The 23,975-nt window shown below is 47.8% G+C and carries 30 protein-coding genes; 11 read left to right on the top strand and 19 right to left on the bottom strand.

The features are described 5' to 3' along the window. Nucleotides 1-3: 3 nt before the first annotated feature. The 5 genes from ACYQ0N_RS03325 to ACYQ0N_RS03305 form a co-directional block, all read right to left on the bottom strand. Nucleotides 4-1,170, bottom strand: coding sequence for a protein kinase domain-containing protein (locus tag ACYQ0N_RS03325; RefSeq protein ID WP_460161841.1), 1,167 nt, complete (start codon nt 1,168-1,170; stop codon nt 4-6). 260 nt (nt 1,171-1,430) lie between these two features. Next, nucleotides 1,431-1,826, bottom strand: coding sequence for a hypothetical protein (locus ACYQ0N_RS03320; RefSeq protein ID WP_077734539.1), 396 nt, complete (start codon nt 1,824-1,826; stop codon nt 1,431-1,433). A gap of 68 nt (nt 1,827-1,894) precedes the next feature. Beyond that, entirely contained in the window at nt 1,895-3,232 is a 1,338-nt protein-coding gene (locus ACYQ0N_RS03315) for a relaxase/mobilization nuclease domain-containing protein (RefSeq protein WP_460161840.1), read from the bottom strand. Then, the gene (locus ACYQ0N_RS03310; RefSeq protein ID WP_460161839.1) at nt 3,193-3,522 is read right to left on the bottom strand and encodes a plasmid mobilization protein; all 330 of its coding nucleotides are present in this window, start codon (nt 3,520-3,522) and stop codon (nt 3,193-3,195) included. The genes ACYQ0N_RS03315 and ACYQ0N_RS03310 overlap by 40 nt, the downstream gene beginning before the upstream one ends. Nucleotides 3,523-3,723: 201 nt before the next feature. Continuing rightward, a complete protein-coding gene (locus ACYQ0N_RS03305) occupies nt 3,724-4,080 on the bottom strand; it encodes a helix-turn-helix domain-containing protein (RefSeq protein ID WP_460161838.1) in 357 nt (118 codons plus the stop codon). Nucleotides 4,081-4,249: 169 nt separating this feature from the next. Between ACYQ0N_RS03305 and ACYQ0N_RS03300 the strand changes: the two genes are divergently transcribed. The 5 genes from ACYQ0N_RS03300 (at nt 4,250) to ACYQ0N_RS03280 (ending at nt 6,220) form a co-directional block, all read left to right on the top strand. Next, nucleotides 4,250-4,417: a helix-turn-helix domain-containing protein gene (locus ACYQ0N_RS03300; protein WP_177531869.1), complete on the top strand. Its 168-nt coding sequence runs from the start codon at nt 4,250-4,252 to the stop codon at nt 4,415-4,417. A 109-nt stretch (nt 4,418-4,526) separates the two neighbouring features. Then, the gene (locus ACYQ0N_RS03295) at nt 4,527-4,805 is read left to right on the top strand and encodes a helix-turn-helix domain-containing protein (protein ID WP_177531868.1); all 279 of its coding nucleotides are present in this window, start codon (nt 4,527-4,529) and stop codon (nt 4,803-4,805) included. A gap of 59 nt (nt 4,806-4,864) precedes the next feature. After that, nucleotides 4,865-5,062 carry a hypothetical protein gene (locus ACYQ0N_RS03290; RefSeq protein WP_177531867.1) on the top strand — a complete coding sequence of 66 codons (198 nt, stop codon included), beginning with the start codon at nt 4,865-4,867 and terminating at the stop codon, nt 5,060-5,062. A 494-nt stretch (nt 5,063-5,556) separates the two neighbouring features. After that, complete coding sequence (locus ACYQ0N_RS03285) at nt 5,557-6,003, top strand: sigma-70 family RNA polymerase sigma factor (RefSeq protein WP_460161837.1); 447 nt, start codon at nt 5,557-5,559, stop codon at nt 6,001-6,003. After that, entirely contained in the window at nt 5,978-6,220 is a 243-nt protein-coding gene (locus ACYQ0N_RS03280) for a helix-turn-helix domain-containing protein (protein WP_418530457.1), read from the top strand. The genes ACYQ0N_RS03285 and ACYQ0N_RS03280 overlap by 26 nt, the downstream gene beginning before the upstream one ends. Nucleotides 6,221-6,492: 272 nt before the next feature. Here ACYQ0N_RS03280 and ACYQ0N_RS03275 read toward each other — a convergent pair whose 3' ends face one another. After that, nucleotides 6,493-6,654 (bottom strand): hypothetical protein, encoded by a 162-nt coding sequence (locus tag ACYQ0N_RS03275; protein ID WP_460161836.1) that lies wholly within the window; start codon nt 6,652-6,654, stop codon nt 6,493-6,495. 42 nt (nt 6,655-6,696) lie between these two features. Between ACYQ0N_RS03275 and ACYQ0N_RS03270 the strand changes: the two genes are divergently transcribed. From ACYQ0N_RS03270 to ACYQ0N_RS03260, 3 genes are all read left to right on the top strand, one after another. Next, nucleotides 6,697-6,867, top strand: a complete 171-nt coding sequence (locus tag ACYQ0N_RS03270) for a transposon-encoded TnpW family protein (protein ID WP_418530456.1) — start codon at nt 6,697-6,699, stop codon at nt 6,865-6,867. Nucleotides 6,868-6,959: 92 nt separating this feature from the next. Next, on the top strand, nt 6,960-7,112 hold the full coding sequence (locus tag ACYQ0N_RS03265; RefSeq protein ID WP_195409883.1) for a hypothetical protein: 153 nt from the start codon (nt 6,960-6,962) through the stop codon (nt 7,110-7,112). Beyond that, nucleotides 7,109-7,417 carry a recombinase family protein gene (locus ACYQ0N_RS03260; protein WP_460161835.1) on the top strand — a complete coding sequence of 103 codons (309 nt, stop codon included), beginning with the start codon at nt 7,109-7,111 and terminating at the stop codon, nt 7,415-7,417. Before ACYQ0N_RS03265 ends, ACYQ0N_RS03260 begins: the two co-directional genes overlap by 4 nt. On the opposite strand, the gene ACYQ0N_RS03255 is transcribed toward ACYQ0N_RS03260, so the two are convergent. From ACYQ0N_RS03255 to ACYQ0N_RS03230, 6 genes are all read right to left on the bottom strand, one after another. Then, nucleotides 7,410-9,083, bottom strand: a complete 1,674-nt coding sequence (locus ACYQ0N_RS03255) for a recombinase family protein (RefSeq protein ID WP_002604471.1) — start codon at nt 9,081-9,083, stop codon at nt 7,410-7,412. The genes ACYQ0N_RS03260 and ACYQ0N_RS03255 overlap by 8 nt on opposite strands. A 77-nt stretch (nt 9,084-9,160) precedes the next feature. Further along, a complete protein-coding gene (locus ACYQ0N_RS03250; protein ID WP_002604472.1) occupies nt 9,161-9,334 on the bottom strand; it encodes a transposon-encoded TnpW family protein in 174 nt (57 codons plus the stop codon). A gap of 458 nt (nt 9,335-9,792) precedes the next feature. Next, nucleotides 9,793-10,035 carry a helix-turn-helix domain-containing protein gene (locus tag ACYQ0N_RS03245; protein ID WP_002604473.1) on the bottom strand — a complete coding sequence of 81 codons (243 nt, stop codon included), beginning with the start codon at nt 10,033-10,035 and terminating at the stop codon, nt 9,793-9,795. After that, entirely contained in the window at nt 10,019-10,456 is a 438-nt protein-coding gene (locus ACYQ0N_RS03240) for a sigma-70 family RNA polymerase sigma factor (RefSeq protein WP_002604474.1), read from the bottom strand. The genes ACYQ0N_RS03245 and ACYQ0N_RS03240 overlap by 17 nt, the downstream gene beginning before the upstream one ends. A 473-nt stretch (nt 10,457-10,929) precedes the next feature. Continuing rightward, entirely contained in the window at nt 10,930-11,913 is a 984-nt protein-coding gene (gene rlmN / locus ACYQ0N_RS03235; RefSeq protein WP_002584956.1) for a 23S rRNA (adenine(2503)-C(2))-methyltransferase RlmN, read from the bottom strand. A 16-nt stretch (nt 11,914-11,929) separates the two neighbouring features. Further along, nucleotides 11,930-12,115 (bottom strand): cysteine-rich KTR domain-containing protein, encoded by a 186-nt coding sequence (locus ACYQ0N_RS03230; protein WP_003431289.1) that lies wholly within the window; start codon nt 12,113-12,115, stop codon nt 11,930-11,932. A 398-nt stretch (nt 12,116-12,513) separates the two neighbouring features. Between ACYQ0N_RS03230 and ACYQ0N_RS03225 the strand changes: the two genes are divergently transcribed. The 3 genes from ACYQ0N_RS03225 (at nt 12,514) to ACYQ0N_RS03215 (ending at nt 14,696) form a co-directional block, all read left to right on the top strand. Beyond that, on the top strand, nt 12,514-12,870 hold the full coding sequence (locus ACYQ0N_RS03225; RefSeq protein ID WP_002584957.1) for a helix-turn-helix transcriptional regulator: 357 nt from the start codon (nt 12,514-12,516) through the stop codon (nt 12,868-12,870). 201 nt (nt 12,871-13,071) lie between these two features. Further along, nucleotides 13,072-13,401: a plasmid mobilization protein gene (locus tag ACYQ0N_RS03220; RefSeq protein ID WP_002584958.1), complete on the top strand. Its 330-nt coding sequence runs from the start codon at nt 13,072-13,074 to the stop codon at nt 13,399-13,401. Continuing rightward, the gene (locus ACYQ0N_RS03215; protein WP_055143071.1) at nt 13,362-14,696 is read left to right on the top strand and encodes a relaxase/mobilization nuclease domain-containing protein; all 1,335 of its coding nucleotides are present in this window, start codon (nt 13,362-13,364) and stop codon (nt 14,694-14,696) included. Before ACYQ0N_RS03220 ends, ACYQ0N_RS03215 begins: the two co-directional genes overlap by 40 nt. Nucleotides 14,697-14,897: 201 nt before the next feature. On the opposite strand, the gene ACYQ0N_RS03210 is transcribed toward ACYQ0N_RS03215, so the two are convergent. The 7 genes from ACYQ0N_RS03210 to ACYQ0N_RS03180 all read right to left on the bottom strand — a co-directional run bounded on the left by ACYQ0N_RS03210 (nt 14,898) and on the right by ACYQ0N_RS03180 (nt 23,962). Further along, complete coding sequence (locus ACYQ0N_RS03210) at nt 14,898-15,107, bottom strand: transposon-transfer assisting family protein (protein WP_002584960.1); 210 nt, start codon at nt 15,105-15,107, stop codon at nt 14,898-14,900. Nucleotides 15,108-15,111: 4 nt separating this feature from the next. Continuing rightward, nucleotides 15,112-18,462 carry a YodL domain-containing protein gene (locus ACYQ0N_RS03205; RefSeq protein WP_117471272.1) on the bottom strand — a complete coding sequence of 1,117 codons (3,351 nt, stop codon included), beginning with the start codon at nt 18,460-18,462 and terminating at the stop codon, nt 15,112-15,114. A 125-nt stretch (nt 18,463-18,587) separates the two neighbouring features. Next, nucleotides 18,588-18,956 (bottom strand): cysteine-rich VLP domain-containing protein, encoded by a 369-nt coding sequence (locus ACYQ0N_RS03200; protein ID WP_002584962.1) that lies wholly within the window; start codon nt 18,954-18,956, stop codon nt 18,588-18,590. Further along, the gene (locus ACYQ0N_RS03195; RefSeq protein WP_002584963.1) at nt 18,953-21,028 is read right to left on the bottom strand and encodes a type IA DNA topoisomerase; all 2,076 of its coding nucleotides are present in this window, start codon (nt 21,026-21,028) and stop codon (nt 18,953-18,955) included. The genes ACYQ0N_RS03200 and ACYQ0N_RS03195 overlap by 4 nt, the downstream gene beginning before the upstream one ends. Next, nucleotides 21,025-21,756 carry a DUF4366 domain-containing protein gene (locus ACYQ0N_RS03190; RefSeq protein ID WP_055143068.1) on the bottom strand — a complete coding sequence of 244 codons (732 nt, stop codon included), beginning with the start codon at nt 21,754-21,756 and terminating at the stop codon, nt 21,025-21,027. Before ACYQ0N_RS03190 ends, ACYQ0N_RS03195 begins: the two co-directional genes overlap by 4 nt. Beyond that, nucleotides 21,746-22,012, bottom strand: coding sequence for a DUF4315 family protein (locus ACYQ0N_RS03185; protein ID WP_003508256.1), 267 nt, complete (start codon nt 22,010-22,012; stop codon nt 21,746-21,748). The genes ACYQ0N_RS03190 and ACYQ0N_RS03185 overlap by 11 nt, the downstream gene beginning before the upstream one ends. A gap of 21 nt (nt 22,013-22,033) precedes the next feature. Beyond that, nucleotides 22,034-23,962 carry a C40 family peptidase gene (locus tag ACYQ0N_RS03180; RefSeq protein ID WP_431603105.1) on the bottom strand — a complete coding sequence of 643 codons (1,929 nt, stop codon included), beginning with the start codon at nt 23,960-23,962 and terminating at the stop codon, nt 22,034-22,036. Nucleotides 23,963-23,975: the final 13 nt, after the last annotated feature.

Genomic DNA, 23,975 nt, shown 5'->3' with positions numbered 1-23,975 from the left:
TTTTTATATGGCTCGAAACGCTTCGAGCATTTCAGCAACATTTTGAAATCTAATGGATTTATCAGAATGAAGCCCCTTTTGAACAAACTCCTTTAATTTTTGATCTGAAATATTATCTGAATTAGTTTTACCTGTCATTACAAAATAAATTACTCTTGTCAATGCGTATGTTTCATGCAAGATATTATAAGTATCAAATCCATCAAGAATGAGCGAGGGATCGTTAAAATACCCTTTGAATTCTGTACTTGCCGTCGTCAAAGTGCTATCGGGAACCTTTACTAATCCGAAATCTGCAATTTTCACCACGACTGTATCATCATATTTTTTAAGTAATATATTCTTGGGGCTTATATCCCTATGTAATCTATCCTTAGAATGAATATAATTAAATGCTCTTAATATTTGTTGCCCTATGCTTTTCCTCTGGACTTTTGTTAATTCGGAGTTGTTTTGTAAAATATATTTATCTAATGTATAATCCATATATTCCATAATATACTCATTATTATTTTCATTATAACAATATACCTCAAGAATATATGGTGAAGAAAACTCTTGCATTTCTTCAAACTCTCTCTTAAACCTTGCTAATTCCTTTTCATTCAAATCCTTTTTAGCACGTTTTAGAACAAATAGTTTGTTGTAAAACTCGTCTTTATATTTATATACATGAGCATACGAACCACTACCAATTTGTTTAAGTTCAAATGAGCTTTTGGCAAAAGTGTTATCTACTGTTATTGATAATGAGGTTTTAAAAATGGGGATAGTATAATATAGCTCTATTTGCTGCATATGTGGGGGTATTTCACTACCACCACTTGAACTTAAAAAGTCACGACATTTTTTTATTATGTCAAAATAATAATCATCTATATCAAATGAATATTGTGTGCGTTTTAGCGTGTTAAAGAGCCCTAATGTGATTTCTATTGTGCTTATCAACTGCCTACTTTCAGCCGCCCAAAAATGCGCACCATTTACTCCCGTCGGTAATCTTGTATTCATGCTTCTAAATAATGAAGTAAAGTTGTAATGTAAAATAGTAAATATTTCCCTTAACTTTGCATGGTTAATGTTTGAATACAGGTCTGCAAACTCTGCATTTAACTCGCTGCTCTCGCGCAATTTTCTATATTGGGTTTCAATGTAGTTTTCTATATTCATATATCTACCTCGGCAGTTTTGTATGTTTGATATTTTGCAAATTATATCATATTTTTGTTTATAATTCTACCATGAGTGAGATTAGGTGCGGTTGCCGATTGTCGGCACCGCGCCCCGTTCTTTTTTGCTTTTTCGTGGAATATTAGAAAGGCACTTTTTGAGGTTTGAGTATAAAGTATCGTCCATGCCCTTTTCGCGCTCTGGAAGCCGCAGAAACACAGGCGTTTTTAGCCCTTAACGTTCCACTTGCTACCCTTGTTTTATGCCTTATCTCTTGCCTTGATATGAAGCAGCAGCATGACGATAAAAGCAAGCCCGCAGACTACATAAAACCAAAGTTGATCTGCATTGGAGATAATAAACGCCAGCAGCCCGAAAATGACCGCCCAGGCAGCGGACAGCAGCACCCCGATTACCCAAAATCCAAAACGTGTTTTTTGGAGAAACAGCAGCAGCGCGAATACAGCCGCGCCGATCAGCACGCACAAGGCGGGGTGCAGCGTGAAAAAGTGATTGCAGCACACGCCGGATATAATACCGAGGGCGATACTGTCAAAAACGATGATATGTCCGATAAAAAGCCCCACTACCATAAGGATAAAGCTAACTACAAGACCGATTATTAAATAGGCTCCCGCCGCCGCTAAATAGCCCATATATACACTTCCTTTGTTCTTTGAATATAGTTTGATTGTAACAGGTTATTGTAAAGAAATCTACGTTCTTACCCCCGTTCCTGTTCTTTTGCCTTGCTTTGGGACGGATATAGAATACTGTCAACGTTCTTTTTGATAACGCCGTATTCCTGCATTTGCTTCTTGGCTTGCCGATAATCCTCATACAATTTGCTTTTCCTGTCGTTTAAGCTGCTATACTCTTTGCGCAGCGCGGCGAGATCGGGCAGCTTCTTTATCTGCATTTCCTTTAATGCCCTTGCCGCAGCTTCAAACAGGATAATTTCGCTTTCATGTCCCCGCAGATACTTTTCCTTGTCCGGCGATTTTCGGTATTCATCGTAAATCGGTTTTAACTGTCGGTATGTGGTGGTGTGCTTGATAAGCAGCGATAAATCAGACATACGCTGTTCCAATTCTTTAACCGCCTTTGCCGCCGCGTCATGGGCGGTCATAATATCCGCGATTTTGCTTTCAAGTTCGCTATAATACTCAATCTTGTTTTCGGTTAGGAAGTTCATGCTTTTAGCAGCCTGTTTCAGATTATGGATTTTCGCCCACCGTTCATAGCCAGCCGACTGTTGGGCTTTGATACTGTTTTCAAGATCAACGACAAGCCGGATTTTCTTATCTTCCCGCAGCGTTTTTGCTTTGGCAGCATACACGCCCTTGATACGTTCCTTTATCGCTTCTTCCGTATATGCCGCGCCGAGCGTCTTTGCGCGGGTAAACCGTTCCTGTCCGGCAGCGCGGAAAGAAATATACTTGCCCTGTTTGATTTCATACCCCATTTCCTGCAAGCGGCGCAGCAGTTCGTCAAAATCTTTCACTTGGGGAATGAGGGTATCTATCGCCGTTTTCAGCTTGGCTTTATAGCTTGTACCTTGCTTTTCGGCGGTATATTCCGCATAGCTTTTCCCCTTGTCCTGTCCCGGCACGACGACGGATAGCCCATGCTCTTTACATATCCTGTCGCTGGTACGCCGGATATGGTGATAGCTTTGTTTGTTGGAATGGTACTTTTTGTAGTCAACGAAGCTGACCGAGTTAAAAATCAAGTGATTGTGCAGATGGTCTTTATCGACGTGGGTTGTCAAAACAAACTCATACTTGCCGCCTAAAATCGCTTGCGCAAGTTCCATTACGATTTTGTGCGCTTTTTCCGGGGTGGTTTCTCCCACCGCGAAAGACTGTATCAAATGCCGCCCTAAATGTGTGCCGCGATCTCCGGCAGCTTCCCGCGTCCATGCAAACTCAATATCGGCGGTTTCCAGCCCGCAGCCGAAAGAGGACGCAAGCAGCTTCCCGTCTGTCTTTTCGGGATTTAAGATATAGTCTATCGCAGCCTTTAAGGTTGATTTAATAGGGTGCGTCTTTGTAACCGCCATATCTCGCCCACCGCCTTTTTAATGTCCTCTATATCCTGCCTGTAAACTGTCCCCGTCGCATTGGCGCGTTTTGCAATTTGGTTGATGTTCCGGCTCACCGCTTGCAGTTCCCGGATATATGCTTTGGTGTCGCTTCGGTCAACGACAAGAATATACCCGTCTATCGCCATTTTACGGAAGTATGCGCCGTATTGCCGGATAGGAAGCTGCTTCATCTTTTCGTCGATCAGCCGCTTTTCTTCTTCCGTAACGTAAAACTTCATCTGTATATTTCTCTTTCGGTTTTCCATTTCCGCGCCGCCTTTCGGTATAAGGGTTTGGGATTATCCCAACAAGCATTTTTCGCAAACGGGTACTCGTTTGCTGTGCTTGCTATCTACTCCATACCCCCACCGAAAGGCGGTATTTGTTGCGCGTTCCTTTGATTTTGGACGCAAAAAAAGATTGCAGCCGCCATGCGCTGCAATCTCCCGATTACCTATATTGTGAGGTTAGTCCTCTGCTTGTTCGACTTCCGTTATCTCCCTTGCTGTTGCGGTTACAATCCGTATGCCTTTATCGCTCATACCGTCCAGCAGCGCGTCAAGCTGCCGCCGCCCGGTGGATTTCTCCGCGTTGCTGTTCGGAAAGAAAAATTGATCTACCGAAATATGATACCGGGTTACAAGGTCATAGAACACCTGCAAACTCGGCTGCTGTCCCTTGTTCTCGATATTCGCAAGGTAACGCGGAGAGATATATAACTCGTCGCTTACCTTTTTCCGGCTCTCGCCGTATTCTTTTCTCGCGGCTTTTATGGCTGCCCCGAAAGCCTTAAAATCGTACAATGGTACAGGTCTTTTTGCCATTACTCATTCACCCTATTACATTCTACTGTTCACCTTTCTTCTTGGATATGTCTATACAGTTCTTATAATCGACTTAAATAATTCCTTTTATTCACGCCCTGTCTATTGCTATTATTCGTTTGACCGTATATAATATATAACGAAATGTCAAAGAAAGGGCGTTTTCTCAATGGAATATATGTCATGCGCGGAAGCAGCAGCAAAATGGGGCATTTCCGAAAGGCGGGTACAGAAACTTTGTGAGGACGACCGCATACCCGGCACGGTAAAGTTCAGCCGCGTTTGGTTGATACCCAAAGACGCGGAAAAGCCGATTGACGGGAGAAAAAAAGACTAAACTCATTAAATGCAACTTCATGTTGCGAAACTGCAAATCTATGTTGGTGGTATAACATGAGTAGTTTGCTTATAATTGTGGTGAAATCAAAAACAAGGAGGTACAGAGTTTGAGTTTTGGTAATAATTTAAGGGAAATCAGAAAACAAAAAAATATTTCACAAGAGGGATTAGCCGAATTACTAAATGTAAGCCGACAGGCTATATCAAAATGGGAGCAGGACATAGGCTATCCTGAAATGGAAAAATTGTTATTGCTGTCAAAAGAGTTAGACGTATCTTTAGACTATTTAGTTGGTAATGGGAAATATACGGACACACCCCAAAAGGAGAACGCATCTGCTTCTGGAAGGATTACGATTAGAACATACGATGGAAAGCTACTGTAAGCTGTTATAAAGTAATTTCTCAACGTATTTCAATAGGCACAGGAGTTCCGAATTACGTATTGTTTGGTATCGATAGGTCATCTTTTTTATCTTTAGATGAAAACAGAAATACTTTAGGGTATTATGCTGATAAGGAGTCTATTACAAAAGAAATAGATGAGATAATGATAGCTCTTGCTAATGGCTCACCCACATATGAATTAAGATATTGCGCCAAAGTCAAGGAAACACTTTTTACCATTAAACTTGACAAATAGAGATATATATGCTGCCCCGCGGTAAATAAAAAAAACCGTTGTTTGGCGGCAAAATCTTCACGTGCCTAACAAAATATGAACGATCTAACGGCGGTTTTGAAATAACAATCAAAGCCGCCGTTTTCTTTTTGAAAAATGAGAATACGGGGGTGTGTTAAAGTCGCCCTTTTTTAAGGATACGGCGGTATCTGGGAGGTATCGCCGTGTCCATTTTTATTTGTAACAACCCGCCTAATACTTTGCGGTCAAAAAAAGTCTTTATCCACTAACGGGATATTTCGGCTATGAGTATGAACTGTCAATACATCTAAATACTTCTTACATTTCCTTTGCGCTCGTCCGCGTCTTGCGGACGGGCGCATTTTGTTTTTTTCAACTTTTTTGTGAAACGCGCACTAAAGAGCCATCTCCCGAACGGGTACGGAGCGAAAGGGGCAGAGAGGACAAGCCTTTAACTCCCGTCCTCTACTCCACGCGGGAAGGAGGTGAACTCTATGGAGCTATCTTCTTCCGACAAGGAAAGAATACAACATCAGTATGACGCATTGGCAAAGAAAACGTTGGTAGGCGAAGCAAAAAGCTACCGACGCACCCTTGCGAAACGCGCAGCCCGCGAAGTAACTTTTTCGGATTTGAGCGAAAGCGAACTCGCGCAGCTTTTCACAACGGACGAATACGAAAGCGATTATTTCCGTTTTCAAGTGTCCGGCTTTGATGTACTCGTCAAAAATGAACTGCTTGCCGAAGCCCTTAACGCTTTGCCCGAAAGGAAGCGCGATATTATCCTTTTGTCCTACTTCTTGGATATGAGCGACGCGGAAATTGGCGAACTGCTGAATGTTGTACGCACGACGGTTTTCCGGCACAGGAAATCCGCGCTTGCGAAAATCAAACAGTATTTGGAGGGAAAAGCAGATGATGAACACCGTCAGCAAAACTGAAAATCTTGTGCCGTTCCCTGTCATTTCCGCAGCGGTCAACGGCGACACAACCGCCATGTGCGCGATCTTGAAGCATTACGAGGGTTACATAGCAAAACTTTGTACCCGAACGCTGAAAGACGACGCGGGCAATACTTACTCCTATGTGGACGAAGAAATGCGTAACAGGCTGCAAGTGCGCCTTATTACTCGCACTCTTGCGTTTCATGTAGGCTAACTCTTTAAGCCCATGCGGGGATCGTGTACCCCTTTCCACGCTTCCCGTTATGGGCTGTTTGTCGTTCCGTAAAAGCATATCGGAAACGGTATGCTTTTACAGGCTGACAAAGCCTTATTGTTCCTTGTCAAAGAAAGCCCGCAAGATAACGGCGGCGCAGTATAACAGGCAAACGAATAAATACCGCTTATATCGAGCCAAACAGCGGGTACGCCAGGACAGCTTTTCACACAGGGAAAGCCGAGCGAGAAATACCGCGCTGCAAAACAGGTTTAGCAGCTTGTGGGCGACGACATATAGGCGGGACGAAACGCCTTTATAGCCATAGTCCGAGCGTTAAGAGCGTCGCAGGCATTGGGTAAAGCTGCCTTAAATGAGCAGGGGTGAAACTCCCGCGGTGCTGCCGCTGACAGCCGTTCGTTTCTGCCTTTCATTTTTAATCTTTTTGTTATCCCACGAAAGGGGGATTTTACATTATGGAACAAACAAAGCAAACAACAAAATCCCCGGTTGTGCGCAAATACAAAATCGGGGATATTACCTATATTGTCAAAGCCGTTGTTAAAGACGGTGTAAAAGAGGACGCCGCGACAAAGGTACGCCGCTTAATCCAAAATGACTTAAACCGGGGAAAAAGCCCGGTATAATGCCGAAAATGTAATCCTATTGCAGACGGACGACGGGTTTTGTGGTATAATATACATAACCTGTTTGTCCGGCTGTCGGAATAGGAGGTAACATGAAACAGTCGGATAAATTAACCGCATACTATGTTCGTGCGGTGCATAAAACAGATATTTTGTACCTTGACAATCAAATGCAAAGACTTCTTTATCACGCAGCCCCCAACGGGTATGCAGCACTTACCGCGAAAGGCGGTGAGCGCAAATGACAAAGACATTTTCTTTTCAGCAGATTGCTGTCCCCAAAGTGTTAAGCGAAGAAGTCCGCGAAGCCATTTCAAATAATGTCTTGCAATTCTATGTGCGCGATCAGCAGCAGGAAGCACAGGACGAGGGCATAACGGCTTTATATGAACGCCTTTCACAAGAGGACAAATTAGAGGGCGAGAGCAACAGTATTGCCAACCAAAAGAAGATTTTGGAACGGTACTGCCGGGAACATGGAATTACCGCTTATCGACATTATGACGAGGACGACGGGTATTCCGGTACAAACTTTGCTGGGGTTAGATAGCGATACTTTTTACATCTACCATGTTGCGGCGGTCATGGTTGACAACTTGCGTCGGCTCCTGCTCGGTATCAACCTGTCCGACAAAGCTATAATGGATTTCGATTTTCCGGGTGTTGGTTTCCCGGTCTAATTCATGTATCAAAATACGGTCGATAAACTCATGGACGTTTTCATAGGTCAATTCCTGTATGTCGCTGTATTTCCCGACAATCTGAATAAACCTTGATATATCCCTTTTTCGCTCGGTAACGGTTGCGATCTGCTGTTGTAACTCGTCTATCCTTGCGGCAAGGGATTTCTTTTCGTCCTCATAGCCGGAAGTTAGAAACACAAACCGTTCATCTGTCAGTCTGCCTAATGCGTTGTCCTCATACAGCTTGCGGAAAAGCGTGTCAAGTTCGGTCATACGCGCCTGTGCTTTGAAAAGTTCCTTTTGCTGCTGCGCTAATGCCTTTCTCGCTTCCATGTCGCCGTACTCGGTAGCTTTACAGATAAAGTCCTGTTCGTGTTCCTTAACATACCGCAAAACCCGCCGCATATCTTCCAGCACTAAATCAAGAAGTACGTTTTTGCGGATATAATGAGAGGTACACTCGCTGCCTGTCCTTGCCCTGTTGCGCCATGCGCCGCAAGAATAGGAAAACTTGCGCGGCTCGATATTTACGCCCTGTTGGTAATACATCTTATGTCTGCAACCAGCGCAAAACAGCAAGCCGGAAAAAATATCAATCTCCGCTGCTTTTGTCGGGCGGTGGCGGGTAGCAATCCGCTTTTGCGCAAGTTCAAAGGTTTCCTCGTCAACAAGCGGCTCATGGGTGTTTGGGAAGAAATAGCGTTGTTCTTCTTCGTTCTTCCGGGTCTTTTTCGACTTGTAGGATACCTTGTGAGTTTTCGCGGTTATGGTATGCCCTAAATATTCCTGCCTTGCTAATATGTCATAGAGCGTTTTGTCCGGCCAAGTATAGGGGGCGATCATTGCCCGCTGATACCGCGCCTGTCCTGTACGCTGATAGCGCAACGCTCCAATCGTCAAGACTTTGTTTTCCGCAAGCCATTTTTGGATTTCGCACATACGCACGCCGCTAACAAACATAGCGAAAACCTGTTTGACAATCGGCGCGGTTTCCGGGTCGGGTATAAGGTGGTGGCGGTTGTTCGGGTCTGGGATATAGCCGTATGGATATTCCCCGTTGACGCGCTCGCCTTTTTGCGCCTGTGCCTGTTTAACTGCGCGGATTTTCTTGCTTGTGTCGCGGGCGTAAAACTCGTTAAACCAGTTCCGCAAGGGGGTAAACTCGTTATCCTCCCGCGCTGTGTCAACTCCGTCGTTGATCGCGATATAGCGTACTCCGTTTTCGGGAAATACAATCTCTATGAGTTCGCCCGTTTTCAGATAGTTTCTGCCAAGACGGGAAAGGTCTTTGGTAATGACCGTCGCCACTCGTCCGGCTTCCACTTCCTGCAACATCGCTTGCAGCCCCTCGCGCTCAAAACTCACGCCGGAAAATCCGTCGTCCACAAAAAACTTTGTGTTCAAAAAATGGTGTTCGTCCGCATAGCGTTGAAGTATCATTTTTTGGTGCTGTATGCTTCCGCTTTCTCCGGCTTGCATATCCTCTTGACTTAAACGGCAGTAAAGGGCGGTGATTTTATTCGACTGTAACATTAGTCCTCCTTTCCGACAGCCGAATAAACAGGTATAATGTGTTGCTATCATTATACCATATCCCGCCGCCTAATGCACTACTCGGACGCTAAAAATCCCGGATTTCCGGGCTTTTTCTGCAAATCCTTTACAATGAGTTTCTCAATCTTTTTATGGATTGTATCGGTTGCCTTTTCACTCGGCAACGCTTGAACAAGATAGGTGATTTTCCCTATTTTGCGTTCGGTTGTAATTGTCTGTTTTTTATCCATTAGAAAAACCTCCTTTTCCTGTATGGATAAACTATATTCGTCAAAAGGCAAAAACGGGCGGTTGTTAGCTGCAACCTCACGGGAGTTTCACCCCGGCCCATGCTTATGGGTGCGCCGCGCAATACTTTGAGGGTGTTCAACGCGGGAGTATCATTGTGCCGCCTTGTATGTCGTCGCCCACAAGCTGCTAAACCTGTTTTACGGCGCGGTAGTTCTCGCTCGGCTTTTCCCCTATGGGGAAAAGCTGTCATGGCGTACCCGCCGACTGGCTCGGTACAGACGGAATGTACCCGTTTGCCTGTTATGCTGCGCACCAAAGGCCGCTTTCTTTGTCAAAGAACAATAGGCTTTGTCGGCCTGCAAAAGCACATCAACAGCGGATATGCTTTTGCGGAACGACAAATAGCCCATAACGGGAAGCGTGGAAAGGGGACACGCTCCCCGCATGGGCTAAAAGATTATCCTACATGAAAAGCAAGGGTGCGGGTAATAAGGCGCACTTGCAGCCTGTTACGCATTTCCTCGTCCACATAGGAATAGGTATTGCCCGCGTCGTCTTTCAGCGTGCGGGTACAAAGTTTCGCTATGTAACCCTCGTAGTGCTTCAAGATCGCGCACATGGCGGTTGTGTCGCCGTTTGCCGCTGCGGAAATGACAGGGAACGGCAACAGATTTTCAGACTTCCTAACGGTATTCATCATCTGCTTTTCCCTCCAAATACTGTTTGATTTTCGCAAGCGCGGATTTCCTGTGCCGGAAAACCGTCGTGCGTACAACATTCAGCAGTTCGCCAATTTCCGCGTCGCTCATATCCAAGAAGTAGGACAAAAGGATAATGTCGCGTTTCCTTTCGGGCAAAGCGTTAAGGGCTTCGGCAAGCAGTTCATTTTTGACGAGTACATCAAAGCCGGACACTTGAAAACGGAAATAATCGCTTTCGTATTCGTCCGTTGTGAAAAGCTGCGCGAGTTCGCTTTCGCTCAAATCCGAAAAAGTAACTTCGCGTGCTGCGCGTTTCGCAAGAGTGCGGCGGTGGCTTTTCGCTTCGCCGACCAAAGTTTTCTTTGCTAATGCGTCGTACTGATGTTGTATTCTTTCCTTGTCGGAAGAAGATAGCTCCATAGAGTTCACCTCCTTCCCGCGTGGAGTAGAGGACGGGAGTTAAGGGCTTGTCCTCTCTGCCCCTTTCGCTCCGTACCCGTTCGGGAGATGGCTCTTGAGTGCGCTTTTCAGAAAAAAGTTGAAAAAAGCAAAATGCGCCCGTCCGCAAGACGCGGACGGGCGCAAAGGAAATGTAAGCAGTAGCTAAATGTATTGACAGTTCACATTCATAGCCGGAATATCCCGCTTGCGGAGCATAGCTTTTTTTGACCGCAAAGCATTAGGCGGGTTACAGTAAATAAAAATGGACACGGCGATACCTCCCCGATACCGCCGTATCCTTAAAAAAGGGCGACTTTAATACACTACCCGCAATCCATTCTATAATAGGGAACAGCGGCTTTTGCGCAATATTAAATAAAAAAGCCGATAACACATAGGTTTTTTGACCTAATGCGTTATCGGCTCTGCGTCTATGCGTCTGGCACTTTTAATCATTTTTTTTTGAATTTATTATATGTGTTAGCTAACTGTCCACAAGCCGCGTTAATCTCTCTGCCATGAGAAACTCTCATAGTAACTTCAAGTCCTGCTTGCTCTAATTGATGTTTGAATGCAACTATTTCCCGTTTCTGTGGTGCTTTAATTCTTGAATTGCTTGTTGGGTTGTATTGTAACACGTTAATCATAACTTTTTTGCCCCGAAACCATTTTGCAAGTTGTCTTACATCTGAGGGCCGGTCATTTATACCCGGTAAAAGCAAATACGCAAAGACAATTTTGCGATTATGCCTTTCAGAATAGGATAAGGCTTGCTTAACAACATCTTCAATAGCATATATGCGCATGTGAGGAATAATACGATTTCTTGCAGATTGTGTTGCTGCGTGTAAAGATATTGTCAACTGAATTTTAAGATGTTCCTCGCGCAATTTTTTTAATTGATCGACCGGACCAACTGTTGATATGGTAATGCCGTCGGTTGGAAAGTTGAGCCCATATCTATCTCGGAGAATATGGATTGCTTTTATCAAGTTGTCATAATTGAATAAAGGCTCTCCCATACCCATAAAAACGATACGGTTTACTTTTCGACGCAACAATATAATCTGTTGTACGATTTCTGACGATGTTAGATTACGAACAAAGCCATTTCGCCCGGACTCACAAAAAATACAACCAACAGGACAACCGACTTGTGTGCTCACGCAAACAGTTCCACCATCTCGCCGCTTGATAAAAACCGTTTCAATGTATTTGTTGTCTTTCAGTTCGTAAACATACTTTTCAGTATCACTGCTTTTGCAAATATTTTTTACCAACATTGATAGATTTTTTTTGCGTGGTAATTGCTTATATAATTCTTCATATAAGGCTTTTGCTTCATTCTCGCCAATAACTTCCGACATTTCTTTGTAAGTAAATCCGTATGGATCATTCCGTACTTCCGCAGGCGTATATTTAGGTAAACGTTTCATTTTTATATCCTTTCTTCTAAATAATAAAAGTTTGTTTTTCTGTATTTTTGATTACAATCTCTAATTTTTCTACATCAATGATATGCGTCAATTTGCATTTAGGGCAGAAAAGAGGAAAATCTTTTAATACAGTATTATGAAATACTTGAACTCTCGTCTTTCCGTTACAAATCGGACATTTTATCCAATATTTTTTAAGCATTATATTTCACTCGTCCTTTTTACACAAAAAAATGCAGGTCAATCCTCAACATGAGCATTGACCTGCATTTATAATGCACAGAGCAGTACAACAAAACTAAGGCATAGCTTGCACTATGTCTATACTATATCTATACGTCGTTAGTTTTTTGTATAGCATCCGCAAAATAAGCATGACAAAAAAGCCCATGTTGAAAATGGGAAAATCCTTTTTTTCAATGCTTATCTAATACGCATGCTATGCAACATAAACGCCGCCTCCTTTTACATAAATTTTATTTTATCAGAAAATCAGTCTACTGTCAATACACAACAGGAAGTATTTAACCTAATGATATGAATTGTGTGGACATATCCAAAAAGAAAGGTGAACTGTAAAATGTAACAGGGTGAATGAAAATGGCAAAAAGACCCGTACCATTGTACGACTTTAAGGCTTTCGGGGCAGCTATAAAAGCCGCGAGAAATGAATACGGCGAGAGCCGCAAAAAGGTAAGCGACGAGTTATATATTTCCCCGCGCTACCTTGCGAATATCGAGAACAAGGGACAACAGCCGAGTTTACAGGTATTCTATGACCTTGTAACCCGGTATCATATTTCGGTAGATCAATTTTTCTTCCCGAACAGCAATGCGGAGAAATCCACCGGGCGGCGGCAGCTTGACGCGCTGCTGGACGGTATGAGCGATAAAGGCATACGGATTGTAACCGCAACAGCAAGGGAGATAACGGAAGTCGAAAAAGCAGAGGATTAACCTCACAATATGAGAAATCGGGAGATTGCAGCGCATGGCGGCTGCAATCTTTTTTTGCGTCCAAAATCAAAGGAACGCGCAACAAATACCGCCTTTCGGTGGGGGTATGGAGTAGATAGCAAGCACAGCAAACGAGTACCCGTTTGCGGAAAATGCTTGTTGGGATAATCCCAAACCCTTATACCGAAAGGCGGTGCGGAAATGGAAAACCGAAAGAGAAATATACAGATGAAGTTTTACGTTACGGAAGAAGAAAAGCGGCTGATCGACGAGAAGATGAAGCAGCTTCCCATAAAGCAGTATGGGGCATACTTCCGTAAAATGGCGATAGACGGGTATATTCTTGTCGTTGACCGAAGCGACACAAAAGCATATATCCGGGAACTGCAAGCGGTGAGCCGGAACATCAACCAAATTGCAAAACGCGCCAATGCGACGGGGACGGTTTACAGGCAGGATATAGAGGACATTAAAAAGGCGGTGGACGAGATATGGCGGTTACAAAGACGCACCCTATTAAATCAACCTTAAAGGCTGCGATAGACTATATCTTAAATCCCGAAAAGACAGACGGGAAGCTGCTTGCGTCCTCTTTCGGCTGCGGGCTGGAAACCGCCGATATTGAGTTTGCATGGACGCGGGAAGCTGCCGGAGATCGCGGCACACATTTAGGGCGGCACTTGATACAATCCTTTGCGGTGGGAGAAACCACACCGGAAGAAGCGCACAAAATCGGCATGGAACTTGCCGGGGCGGTATTAGGCGGCAAGTATGAGTTTGTTTTGACAACTCACGTCGATAAAGACCATCTGCATAATCACTTGATTTTTAACTCGGTCAGCTTCGTTGACTACAAAAAGTACCATTCCAACAAACAAAGCTATTACCATATCCGGCGCACCAGCGACAGGATATGTAAAGAGCATGGGCTATCCGTCGTCGTGCCGGGACAGGACAGAGGGAAAAGCTATGCGGAATATACCGCCGAAAAGCAAGGTACAAGCTATAAAGCCAAGCTGAAAACGGCGATAGATAACCTCATTCCCCGAGTGAAAGATTTTGACGAACTGCTGCGCCGCTTGCAGGAAATGGGATATGAAATCAAACAGGGCAAATACATTTCTTTCCGCGCCGCCGGACAGGAACGGTTTACCCGCACAAAGACGCTCGGCGCGGCCTATACGGAAGAAGCGATAAAGGAGCGTATCAAGGGCGTGTATGTTGCCAAAACAAAAACGCTGCGGGAAGATAAAAAAATCCGGCTTGTCGTTGATCTTGAAAACAGTATCAAAGCCCAACAGTCGGCGGGCTATGAACGGTGGGCGAAAATCCATAATCTGAAACAGGCTGCTAAAAGCATGAACTTCCTAACCGAAAATAAGATTGAGTATTACAGCGAACTTGAAAGCAAAATCGCGGATATTATGACCGCCCATGACGCGGCGGCAAAGGCGGTTAAGGAAGTGGAACAGCGTATGTCTGATTTGTCGCTGCTTATCAAGCACACCACCACATACCGACAGTTAAAACCGATTTACGATGAATACCGAAAATCGCCGGACAAGGAAAAGTATCTGCGGGGACATGAAAGCGAAATTATCCTGTTTGAAGCTGCGGCAAGGGCATTAAAGGAAATGCAGATAAAGAAGCTGCCCGATCTCGCCGCGCTGCGCAAGGAGTATAGAAGCTTAAACGACAGGAAAACCAAATTGTATGAAGATTATCGGCAAGCCAAGAAGCAAATGCAGGAATACGGCGTTGTCAAAAAGAACGTCGATAGTATTCTTTACCCGTCCCAAAGCAGGGCGCGGGAGCAGGAGCGATAAGGCGCAAAACATGGGGTGGCAAGTGGAATGTTAAGGGCTGAAAACGCCTGTGTTTCTGCGGCTTCCAGCGCATGAAAACGACATAGACGATAAAGTATATTCAAACCCGCAAAAACGGCTTTCTAATTGTCCACGCAAGGACAAAAAAAGAACAGGGGCGCGGTGCCGGAAATCGGCAACCGCGCCCCTGTTCTCTATGGGCTATTCCTCGTCGGTCAAGATAAACTCCCTTTCGGAAAACTCGCTGTCCGTCATGGCTTGCAGCTTGTTCACCGCTGCGGCGGCAAGCTGGCGCATATCCTCGTCCATGTAGGGCATGGCGGCAAGGATATTTTCAAGCGTTGTTTCCCGGCTGTCCTCGGCGTAGATCGCAACAATGTTTTCTTCCTCAATGGTAAAGCGGGTATTCATGCTATCAAACCTCCAAATCCTTTTTATGCTCTTTCTGTTTATCTTTCGGCTGCTGCGCCGCCTGTTTCTTGTATTCGTCCAGCTTCTTCAAAATGGACGGTTTTTTCTGCGGCTGTTCCCGTTTCTCGGCTTTTACCGCTTTTGCAAGGTCGGTAACGGAAATCGCTTCCCCCGCCTTTGCCCGCTGCTCAAAATCCGCGACGGTGGGCGTTTGCGGCGTATTATTGATAAGCCCGTCAAAATTGTTGTCGTTCTGCTCTATGGTGTCCTCGACGTGCTTTAAGGGATTATCCCGCTGCGGCTGCTCGGCGGCTATGGCATAAGCCTGTGTGCCATTTCCCATAATGAGATACTTCCCGTCCTCCGACGCATGATGAAAACCAAAGCCCGCCGCTTCGATCTGTTCACGGCTCATATCGGTAATATGAAAATTGCCCCTCGGCGTTCTAACGGTTTCACCCGTCAAAAGGCTGTCGGGGGTCGCTTCCGGCTGCTGCTTTTCAAGCTGCCCGTCCTTGTAGGAATATCCTTGCGCCGCGATTGCTTCAAGGGTCTTGCCCGTAACGTCGCCATAAATCCGCTTGTCTGCGTCAACCAGCATTTGCAAAGTGTCTTGTACGGTGTCGGACAAGGCTTGCTGCTGTTCGGGCGGCAGCTTGTCAAATACGGGGGTCTGCTGCTCCTGCAAAAACTCCGGCACTTGCTGAAAACCGATACTGTCTACATAGTGGGCGGTGTCCTCGTCGTTCTGATGAAGCACAACAATGTCGGAAACGGAAAGGCTATGCCCCTTAAAGTCGGCGGGGTGGTCGATATTAAACCTTTCCCAAATGTCGCCCAGCGTCATATCCTTTGTAAGCGGTGCAGTATAGACGAGTTCATAATTTACCCGGTCAATGGTAAGTCCAGCCGCTTGCAGACGGTCATAAGGCTCAAAGCGCAAGTCCCTTGTTTCGTCCCCGCGCTTTAACTGATAAATGGAAAAGGTATCGCCCTGCTCCTGCTCGGCTTGCCGCTGCTGCTGCAACTCGGTAAAATGCCCCTCAATCTCGGTAATGAGTTCCTTTGCGGTGGTCTGTATTGTTTCAAGGGACGCTTTTAACTCGGTCATTTCCTTGCCGCTGCTCCAACCAGCCACATAGCCGAAAGAGTAATCGGAAGTATCAAGGCCGAAATGCTGGCAAACCGTATAAGCGACGCTTTCCGCTTCTACCTCGCAGGTATGGCGGTCAACGCGGTTTTGCTGCTCCGGCGGGGCGTTTAAGTCTACGTCGTGCAGCTTCGCATGGGCGATTTCGTGAATGGCGGTCTTTACCGCCTGTAATTCACTCACGCCCTCTTTGATTGCAATACGCTTGTCGGTCAAACTGAAATACCCATTTGCGCCGTTTGTGATCTGCTCAAATGCAATCGGGACGGGGGACGCTTTTTCAAGGGCGGCGAAAAAATCCTCGTACTGCTCCACATCGGCAAGCAGCGGTTTAACGGAAAGGTCGGGAAACTCCTTGCCCTCGGTCTGCGAAATATCAAAGACGGTTATAACCTTAAAGGCGGGGACGGTGATTTCCTTTTCTTCCTTTACCACTTTTCCCTCGCGGTCAAGCATGGGCTTTCTCGTTTCGGGGTCGATTTTATCAACCAGCTTTTTCACCTTGTAGGGCGCGGGGGCAAAGATTTTAATGCCTTTCTCGCCTTTCTTTACATGGCGGTCAAACTCCTTTTCCCATTGACGGAAGCCCATTACCAAATTGCCGCCCTGCATAGCAATTAGGATAGTGTTATTCAAACTATAATCATGGAACTTTGACATAGCGGTTAGAAACTCTTTGTAGCGGTCGCTGTCAAAAATCGCCTGTACGCCCTGTTCCAAACGCGCGGTGATCTCCTTTACCTTTTCGGCGGGCTTTTCGGAAGTAAGGATAATGGGGACGACGGGGCGGGGCTGCTGCGGCTCTGCGGCCTGTGCGTCTGCTTGCTGCGTTTCGGCTGCGTCCATATAGGCTTTGTCCTGTTCGCCGCGCTCCGGCTGCGGGTAACTCATAATGCGGTATTCTTCCGGCACTTCGCGCCCCTCAAACTGCCGTTCCCACTCGTCGCCGCTTTCCACGATATAGCCGTACTCGGTAAACGCGCCTTTTTCCTGCGCGGCAGCGTTCCTGCCAAAAGTAGAAAGGTCAATGCCGCCTTTCCATTCTTCGGGCATTTGTACCATGCCGGATTGATTTAAGTAATAGTCGCCCAAATCGTGGTAGTTATGTACTTCGGGGATATGGACGTAAAAATCCACGTTGTAGGTGAAGTCAATTACCTGTCCAATATTTGCAAGCCCGTTTTTCTGCTGCAAAGCTGCGTTCAGCTTGCCAACCTCGGCGGGGTCAAGCTGTTCGAGCCGCGCCGCAAGAAAATTGAGTTCGTCCACGTCGGCGGCGCATACCATTTCATAAGGCAAGGCAATATGTTTCTCCGGGTCGTCGGAATAGCCGCGAATGGAAAAATCCTGCGGGTTGTCGGCGGTAATGCCGACGTTCCGCATAGCTTCGTGCAACTGCTCCTTTGTGGCGGGCATATCCAACCAATAGCCGCCGGGGTCGCCCGCGTCAAAGCGGCTGCGGTTGCCTATCATAATAGAAAACTGTTCGCTCATGTGTTCACGCTCCTTTTCCTGCCCGGTATTTTCGGGGATAGCTGCCGCCTGTTGCTGCTGCGGGGGTTCTTCGCCCTCTATGGTGTAGTCCGGCATGAGCATACCGTTTACTTTGAAATAGTCGGCGTACTCCTGCGGGATAGGCGGGGAGATTTCCGTAAACAAGCGGTCATACGCTTTGATACGCCCATTCAGATACTTTTCCATAGCTGCCTTGTCGGTGAAAACCTTTCTATCTTGTCCGGCAATCTTCGCTTGCCCGTTCCTGTTCGGGCTGTTGGTATAAACGCCCCATGTGAGAGAATAGGAGTAAGGGACGCTTTGCTGCTTCTCCCTGTCGTAACGGGTGTTTTCGTAAATGTGGTAATTCATCTGATATACCCGGTTGCTGCGAATATGGCGGTTATGCTCGGTGGTCTGCCACTCGTTAGCGGTGTGCTGGACGTGCGGCGTTCTCACATATTCAAGTGTTTTATCCAGCAAAAGCGTTCTTCCCGCCTGTTCTTCCCATGCGGCGGCGCGTTCTTTAAGGTCGTCAAAAATCGCCTGTTCTGCCGCCGCGCTTTCGCTGCGCATGGAAAGTAGCTGCGCAATCGGCAAGGAAGCATAAGGGGCAATCTCCCTGTCCTTTGCTTCAAAATATATCCGGCGTTCTATCCGCATGGTTTCGGCGGCTTCTAATTTGTCATGGTCGTATGAGGAATACGGCATATTCTTTCATCACGTCCTTTCTCGGTCATATAAGGGTTTGGGACTATCCCAACAAGCAAAATGCCCGCGCTCTCTATGGGAAGCGCGGGCATTTCTCGCAAACGGGTACTCGTTTGCTGTGCTTGCTATGTAGTTGTTTTTATCCGTAAACGCCTGTTTCTCTCGCTTTGGGCTTTCTGTCTGCGGCGTATCTTTGCCGCGCAATCGGGGCAGTATTTCGCCCGGTTGCTGCCCGCCGCAAACGTGCTGCCGCATACCGCGCAACGCTTCAAATCGGTTTCCCCGCTGCGGGTGATCTGTTCGCAAAGCTGCCTGTCGGCGGGTAATACCGCTTCGCGGAAATAGCGGCATAGCAGCGAATAGCTGATACTCTGCACACAAACGCAAGTTTCCCCGTCGTCCAGCAGCAGACAATTCCCGCAATCGTTGTTTGCACAAGCGGCGCGGGTCATTTTCTTTACGGCGCGGTATTGCTTTTCATCAAGCCTTATCATTTTCGGTTCTGCTCGACGCGGAAGTTTACATACTTGCCGCCTGTGTCGGCAAGCAGCACAACTCCGTCAAAGGTCTTTCCCGTCTTGGTCGAGTACATACCTTTGATTTTTACCTTTCCGTCTTTCAAAAGGGCGGCGGCAATCGCCTTTGTGAAAGCCTTTTTGCGCTGCTCAAAAAAGCGGTCATTCTTCCACATCACAAAGCTGCAAGCCCTGTCGGAGCAGTAAAAGTTTTTCTTGCCCTCGTAAACCGCCGCGCCGCAACGGGGGCAAGTGCCGATTGCTTCCCGCTGCGGGGTAAACAGCTTCGCTTTATCCTCGGAAATCGCGGAATAGGTCTTGACAAGCCCCGCTGTCATTTCCTCAATCCCGCGCATGAAGTCGGCGGGGCTGTCGCTGCCCTTTGCAATCCCGGTAAGGCGCGTTTCCCATTCTGCCGTAAGCTGCGGGGACGTAAGGCTGTCGGGCAGAATAGCGACAAGGTTATACCCGTCCTTTGTGGGGATTAGCTTTTTGCCCTTGCGCTCGGCAAAGCCCGCGCTAATGAGTTTTTCAATGATACCCGCCCGCGTCGCGGTGGTGCCTAACCCTTTGCGCTCCGCGTCCTCCGGCGTGTCCTCCTTTCCCGCACTCTCCATAGCCGAAAGTAACGTATCTTCGGTAAATGCCTTTGGGGGCTGCGTGTAACGTTCGGAGATCTCCGCTGCCGGATTGTCAAAGGTCTGCCCCTCGGCAAGCGGGGGTAAAACCGCTTCCGGCTCTGCGTCCTCGTCCTGTTCCCCGGACGCGGCGCGGGATAGTCTTTCAATCTCGCGCCAACCCTCGCAAAGCGTCGTCCTGCCCTTTGCGGTAAAGGTATAGCCGCCGCAAGTGAAAACCGCCGTAACCGCTTCATACTCATAGGGCGCGGCAACGGCGCAAAGCAGTTTTGCGCACACAAGGGTCATTAGCTTTTTCTCACTTTCGGCAAGGGAAGAAAAGCCCGTTTTCACAAACTCCGCTGTCGGCAAAATGGCGTGATGGTCGGTTACTTTGCTGTTGTCGCAAATCCTCGCAAGGTCGGCTTGCAGCTTCACGCCCTGCATAAAGGGGAGAGCAGCGCAAAGGCCGGTGATAAGTTCCTTTGTGCTGCCCTCCATATCGGAAGTGATATATTTGCTGTCGGTGCGGGGATAGGTCAAAAGCCGTTTTTCATAAAGGGCTTGCGCATAGTCAAGGGTCTGTTTCGCCGTAAACCCATACAAACGGTTTGCTTCCCGCTGCAAGGCGGTGAGGTCAAACAGTTTCGGCGGGGCTGCGGTCTTTTTCTCTTTTTTAAGGGAAGTACAAACGGCCTGCGATTTCTCGCAAGCCGCTTTCATCTGCCGCGCCGCCGCTTCGTCGTCCTGCCTTTCGGAAAGGGCGGCAACGCCGCCAACGTCCAGCCGGACGACATGATATTTCTCTTTCTTAAAGCTGCTGATTGCATAGTCGCGGTTTACCAGCATAGCAAGGGTGGGCGTTTGCACTCTGCCGACATTCAATGTTTTATGGTAGAGGATAGAGAAAAGGCGGGTCGCGTTAATGCCAATGAGCCAATCGGCCTTTGCTCTGCAAAGCGCGGATTGATAGAGGTTGTCATAGCCGCGCCCGTCTTTGAGATTTGAAAAGCCCTCGCGGATTGCACTTGCTTCCATGCTGCTAATCCAAAGGCGGGAAAAGGGCTTTTTGCAATTCGCCTGTTCATAGACAAAGCGGAAAATGAGTTCCCCCTCGCGCCCGCTGTCGCAAGCATTGATAATCTCGGTAACGTCGCTGCGGTGCATAAGGTCTTTGAGAATGGAAAACTGCTGCTCCTTGCCGCTGGCAACAATAAACTGCCACTCCTGCGGGACAATGGGAAGATCGTCGTACTTCCATTTACGGAATTGTTCATTGTAGGTCGCCGCGTCTGCAAGGCTAATCAAATGCCCGATACACCACGACACAAGGTAGCCGCCGCCCTCAAAATATCCGCTGCGCTTTTCATTCGCGCCCATAACGGCGGCAATCGCCGCCCCGACGCTCGGTTTTTCTGCAATTACAAGTTTCATAGATTATCGTCCTCCTGCTCGGTCTGTTCGGTTTCGACTACTTCCGTTTCCTCGTCGTCCTCGTCAAAATCAAGGTCGTCAAGGCTGCTGCTGCCTTTCGCCGCGTCCTTTTTGGGCTTCAAAATCTTAAAGTAGTAGAACGCGCCGCCGCCCGCTGCGGCAACAAGCAGCACGACAAGCAGAATACCCATGCCGCCGCCTTTTTCTTCTTCCGGCGGCTGCTCGGTTTCTTCCGGCTCCGGCTCGGCTTCCTTGCCCGCGCACTCGCTCATGTTGACGCTGCAAACGGGACAATCGGTGTTGACGCTTCCGGCAACGCATTTTTCAGTACAGCTACAAACGGGGGCTTCGGTCTGCCCGTCCTCCATAAGGGCGGTTAAATCCGCTTCGTCCACTTGGTTAAGGAAATGGACGGTATTTTCCCCGTCCTCGGCGCGGTCAATGATGATGTAAAAATAGTTTCCGTTTTTCGTAACGACGGTAATAAACTGCTTATCGCCGGACGCTTCGCCCGTTATGTCGTCCACAAGGCTCATGTTGCCCTCCGGCGTTAAGGGCTGCGGCTCATAGCCGCCCGTCGTTTCTTCCGGCTCGGTTTCGGTTACGGGGGTAGGCGGCTCGTCGCTCACATCACCGCCGCCCGCAAAAGCGGTAACAGAAAAGCCGCCCATGAGTACAAGGGCGGCAAGCAAAGCGGTAACGCTGCGGAACAGTTTTTTATGCTTCATCTTCGGTTTCCTCCTGTTCGTCGGTGTAGTCTGCGTCCGGCTGTGGCAAGGCAATTTCGCCGCTGGCGTAAGCGGAGAGGAACGCGGCAAGCTGCGCCCCGTCAAGGTGTACCGCTTTCACCATTTGAACGATCTGCGCGTTTTCTTCCTCGATTTTCTGCGCTTCAAGGTCTTTCAGCCTTTTTTGGTATTCAAGGATTTTCGCCCTCGTTTTCTCAATATCCCTTTCGATACGGTCAAGTTTCGTGTTTGCCATAGAAATAAACTCCTTTCAAAGTCAGTTGTAATGTAGCCGCCCATAGGCGTAAAAATGGGATTGCCAATAGCTTGTATCAAGTTTTGCGTATTGTATCGGGTCGCCACAATGCAGCATGACGGGGCTTCCGTCCCCGTCCTCGCCAACGTAGATACCCACATGAGATACCCCCGGCGTGTCGTATGTACCCGTAAAGAAAACCAAATCCCCCGGCTGCGGGTTGGAAACGCGGGTTGAAATGTTGTAAAGCCCTTGCGCCCCAAGTCTGCCCGTATTGTATAGGCCGCTGTTCGTCAATACATAACTCACAAAGCCGCTGCAATCAAAAGAGGTTTCCGGGGTGCTGCCGCCCCACACATAGGGAAAGCCGACGTATTTATCCGCTTCCTCTATGAGCCGCGCAAACTGTTCATCGGAATTAAGCAGCGCGGCGGGTACTTCATAATCGGCGGGCGGGTTTTCATAGTATTTAGACACATAGCCGGACGACGGGAACAAATCGGGGCGGTTTCCCAGCGACGACATATACATAGCGTACATGGATAGCTGTTCCTCGCCCATGATGTAGACGGGGACATGGGAAAGGTTGAAGTTTTCCAAATCCACATGGAGAATGTAATAGTTGTAGGGTACTTCAACCTCATATTCGTTGCCCTCGCTGTCCGTCCTCGTTTCGGTGCGGTATCGTACCTGTACTTCTTCCTCAACGGTCAAGATATACTGTTTCTCAAAGAGCATTTCAAGGGTGCTTTGCGCTTCATCAAGGGTAAACACGCCCTCATGCAGCGCGGAAAGGATAGAGATTAGCACATAGGGGTCATGCTCGATCTCGTCCGCGTTCACCCGGTATTCGTCATAGCCGGGGTATTCGCGCTCGATATTATTCAGCATATCTTGTAACTCGGCTTCCATAGCGGCATACGCGCTTTCCGCGCCTGTAATATCCGCGTCCTCGGAAAGATAGGACGACGCAATTAAGCCGCTGCCGCTGTTGCCGCCAAAGAGGGAGCAAGAGGACAAGCCGCCGAAAAGCAGAAGCACGATAAAGGCAATCCCGCCCACAAGCAAGCAGCCTTTCCAGTGCCGGACGACAAAGAACGTCGCCCGTTTGGTTTCCTGCGCGGTTTTCTTCGCCGCCTTTGCGGTGGCTTCGGCGGTCTTTTTCACTTTGCCGCCCGCTTTCAGCGTCTTTGCATACTGCTTTTTAATGCGCTGCTTCTGCCAAAAACGGGAAATCGGGTTTGAGTGCGCAAGGGCGGGGTTATCGTGCAGCGCCTTTTGATAGAGGAAATCGGCGTTTGCCTTTACCGCCTTTCTCTCGGCTGCCGCCGCTGCCCGGTAGGGTTTCAGCTTGTGGCTGCGTATGCCGCGCTTTACCGTCCGCGCCGCCATACCGCCCGCTTTCTCGCCCGCAAGTTCTACCCTGTGCCCGCTTTCCACACCGACATTTTCTTTCTCAACCTCGTAGATTTTCCCATGTACGGTGCTGTTCAACTCCTGCGCCGGACGGGACAAGGGGTTATGCCGCAACTTGCCGTTTGGGGGCTTATCCGTCTTTTCAAAGGAAAGGCGCGTCTTTGCCTTGCCTTTCGCTTCGTCAAAAACGCGCTCTTTCTTGATTTTGGTCTGCTTGGGGATAGCCGCCCGCGCTGCGTCTAAACGGTCTGCCGCTTTCTCGGATTTACGGATAGATTTCTGCAATTCCGGCGTTGCCCGTTCCGCTTCGGAAAACTGCAAGCGGGAAGTATGGGTTTTTAGCTGCGCCGCGTCAAGGGCTTTTTTCCCTGCGCCCTTTGCCGCTTGCCGTTCAACCTCTGCGCCGATACGGTCAACAGCCTTTTCTGCCGCTGCGGTAGGGGCTTGGGAATAGTTTTCCTCCTGCGGCCTTTCGCTGATACTCGTTGTTTCGCCCGTCGTGAGGTTTTCCGCAACCGCCCCGTCGCGGGTCATTTTCTGCGTTACC

The sequence above is a fragment of the Ruminococcus sporogenes genome, assembly GCF_054655175.1.
The sequence above is the reverse complement of the archived record's forward strand: the minus strand, read 5'-3'. Positions and strand labels throughout refer to the sequence as shown.

Bases quoted from the DNA above. Each gene is read 5' to 3' on its own strand.
- ACYQ0N_RS03325 (WP_460161841.1), bottom strand. From the start codon at position 1,170: ATGAATATAGAAAACTACATTGAAACCCAATATAGAAAATTGCGCGAG.
- ACYQ0N_RS03320 (WP_077734539.1), bottom strand. From the start codon at position 1,826: ATGGGCTATTTAGCGGCGGCGGGAGCCTATTTAATAATCGGTCTTGTA.
- ACYQ0N_RS03315 (WP_460161840.1), bottom strand. From the start codon at position 3,232: ATGGCGGTTACAAAGACGCACCCTATTAAATCAACCTTAAAGGCTGCG.
- ACYQ0N_RS03310 (WP_460161839.1), bottom strand. From the start codon at position 3,522: ATGGAAAACCGAAAGAGAAATATACAGATGAAGTTTTACGTTACGGAA.
- ACYQ0N_RS03305 (WP_460161838.1), bottom strand. From the start codon at position 4,080: ATGGCAAAAAGACCTGTACCATTGTACGATTTTAAGGCTTTCGGGGCA.
- ACYQ0N_RS03300 (WP_177531869.1), top strand. From the start codon at position 4,250: ATGGAATATATGTCATGCGCGGAAGCAGCAGCAAAATGGGGCATTTCC.
- ACYQ0N_RS03285 (WP_460161837.1), top strand. From the start codon at position 5,557: ATGGAGCTATCTTCTTCCGACAAGGAAAGAATACAACATCAGTATGAC.
- ACYQ0N_RS03280 (WP_418530457.1), top strand. From the start codon at position 5,978: ATGATGAACACCGTCAGCAAAACTGAAAATCTTGTGCCGTTCCCTGTC.
- ACYQ0N_RS03275 (WP_460161836.1), bottom strand. From the start codon at position 6,654: ATGAAAGGCAGAAACGAACGGCTGTCAGCGGCAGCACCGCGGGAGTTT.
- ACYQ0N_RS03270 (WP_418530456.1), top strand. From the start codon at position 6,697: ATGGAACAAACAAAGCAAACAACAAAATCCCCGGTTGTGCGCAAATAC.
- ACYQ0N_RS03265 (WP_195409883.1), top strand. From the start codon at position 6,960: ATGAAACAGTCGGATAAATTAACCGCATACTATGTTCGTGCGGTGCAT.
- ACYQ0N_RS03260 (WP_460161835.1), top strand. From the start codon at position 7,109: ATGACAAAGACATTTTCTTTTCAGCAGATTGCTGTCCCCAAAGTGTTA.
- ACYQ0N_RS03255 (WP_002604471.1), bottom strand. From the start codon at position 9,083: ATGTTACAGTCGAATAAAATCACCGCCCTTTACTGCCGTTTAAGTCAA.
- ACYQ0N_RS03250 (WP_002604472.1), bottom strand. From the start codon at position 9,334: ATGGATAAAAAACAGACAATTACAACCGAACGCAAAATAGGGAAAATC.
- ACYQ0N_RS03245 (WP_002604473.1), bottom strand. From the start codon at position 10,035: ATGATGAATACCGTTAGGAAGTCTGAAAATCTGTTGCCGTTCCCTGTC.
- ACYQ0N_RS03240 (WP_002604474.1), bottom strand. From the start codon at position 10,456: ATGGAGCTATCTTCTTCCGACAAGGAAAGAATACAACATCAGTACGAC.
- rlmN (WP_002584956.1), bottom strand. From the start codon at position 11,913: ATGAAACGTTTACCTAAATATACGCCTGCGGAAGTACGGAATGATCCA.
- ACYQ0N_RS03230 (WP_003431289.1), bottom strand. From the start codon at position 12,115: ATGCTTAAAAAATATTGGATAAAATGTCCGATTTGTAACGGAAAGACG.
- ACYQ0N_RS03225 (WP_002584957.1), top strand. From the start codon at position 12,514: ATGGCAAAAAGACCCGTACCATTGTACGACTTTAAGGCTTTCGGGGCA.
- ACYQ0N_RS03220 (WP_002584958.1), top strand. From the start codon at position 13,072: ATGGAAAACCGAAAGAGAAATATACAGATGAAGTTTTACGTTACGGAA.
- ACYQ0N_RS03215 (WP_055143071.1), top strand. From the start codon at position 13,362: ATGGCGGTTACAAAGACGCACCCTATTAAATCAACCTTAAAGGCTGCG.
- ACYQ0N_RS03210 (WP_002584960.1), bottom strand. From the start codon at position 15,107: ATGAATACCCGCTTTACCATTGAGGAAGAAAACATTGTTGCGATCTAC.
- ACYQ0N_RS03205 (WP_117471272.1), bottom strand. From the start codon at position 18,462: ATGCCGTATTCCTCATACGACCATGACAAATTAGAAGCCGCCGAAACC.
- ACYQ0N_RS03200 (WP_002584962.1), bottom strand. From the start codon at position 18,956: ATGATAAGGCTTGATGAAAAGCAATACCGCGCCGTAAAGAAAATGACC.
- ACYQ0N_RS03195 (WP_002584963.1), bottom strand. From the start codon at position 21,028: ATGAAACTTGTAATTGCAGAAAAACCGAGCGTCGGGGCGGCGATTGCC.
- ACYQ0N_RS03190 (WP_055143068.1), bottom strand. From the start codon at position 21,756: ATGAAGCATAAAAAACTGTTCCGCAGCGTTACCGCTTTGCTTGCCGCC.
- ACYQ0N_RS03185 (WP_003508256.1), bottom strand. From the start codon at position 22,012: ATGGCAAACACGAAACTTGACCGTATCGAAAGGGATATTGAGAAAACG.
- ACYQ0N_RS03180 (WP_431603105.1), bottom strand. From the start codon at position 23,962: ATGACCCGCGACGGGGCGGTTGCGGAAAACCTCACGACGGGCGAAACA.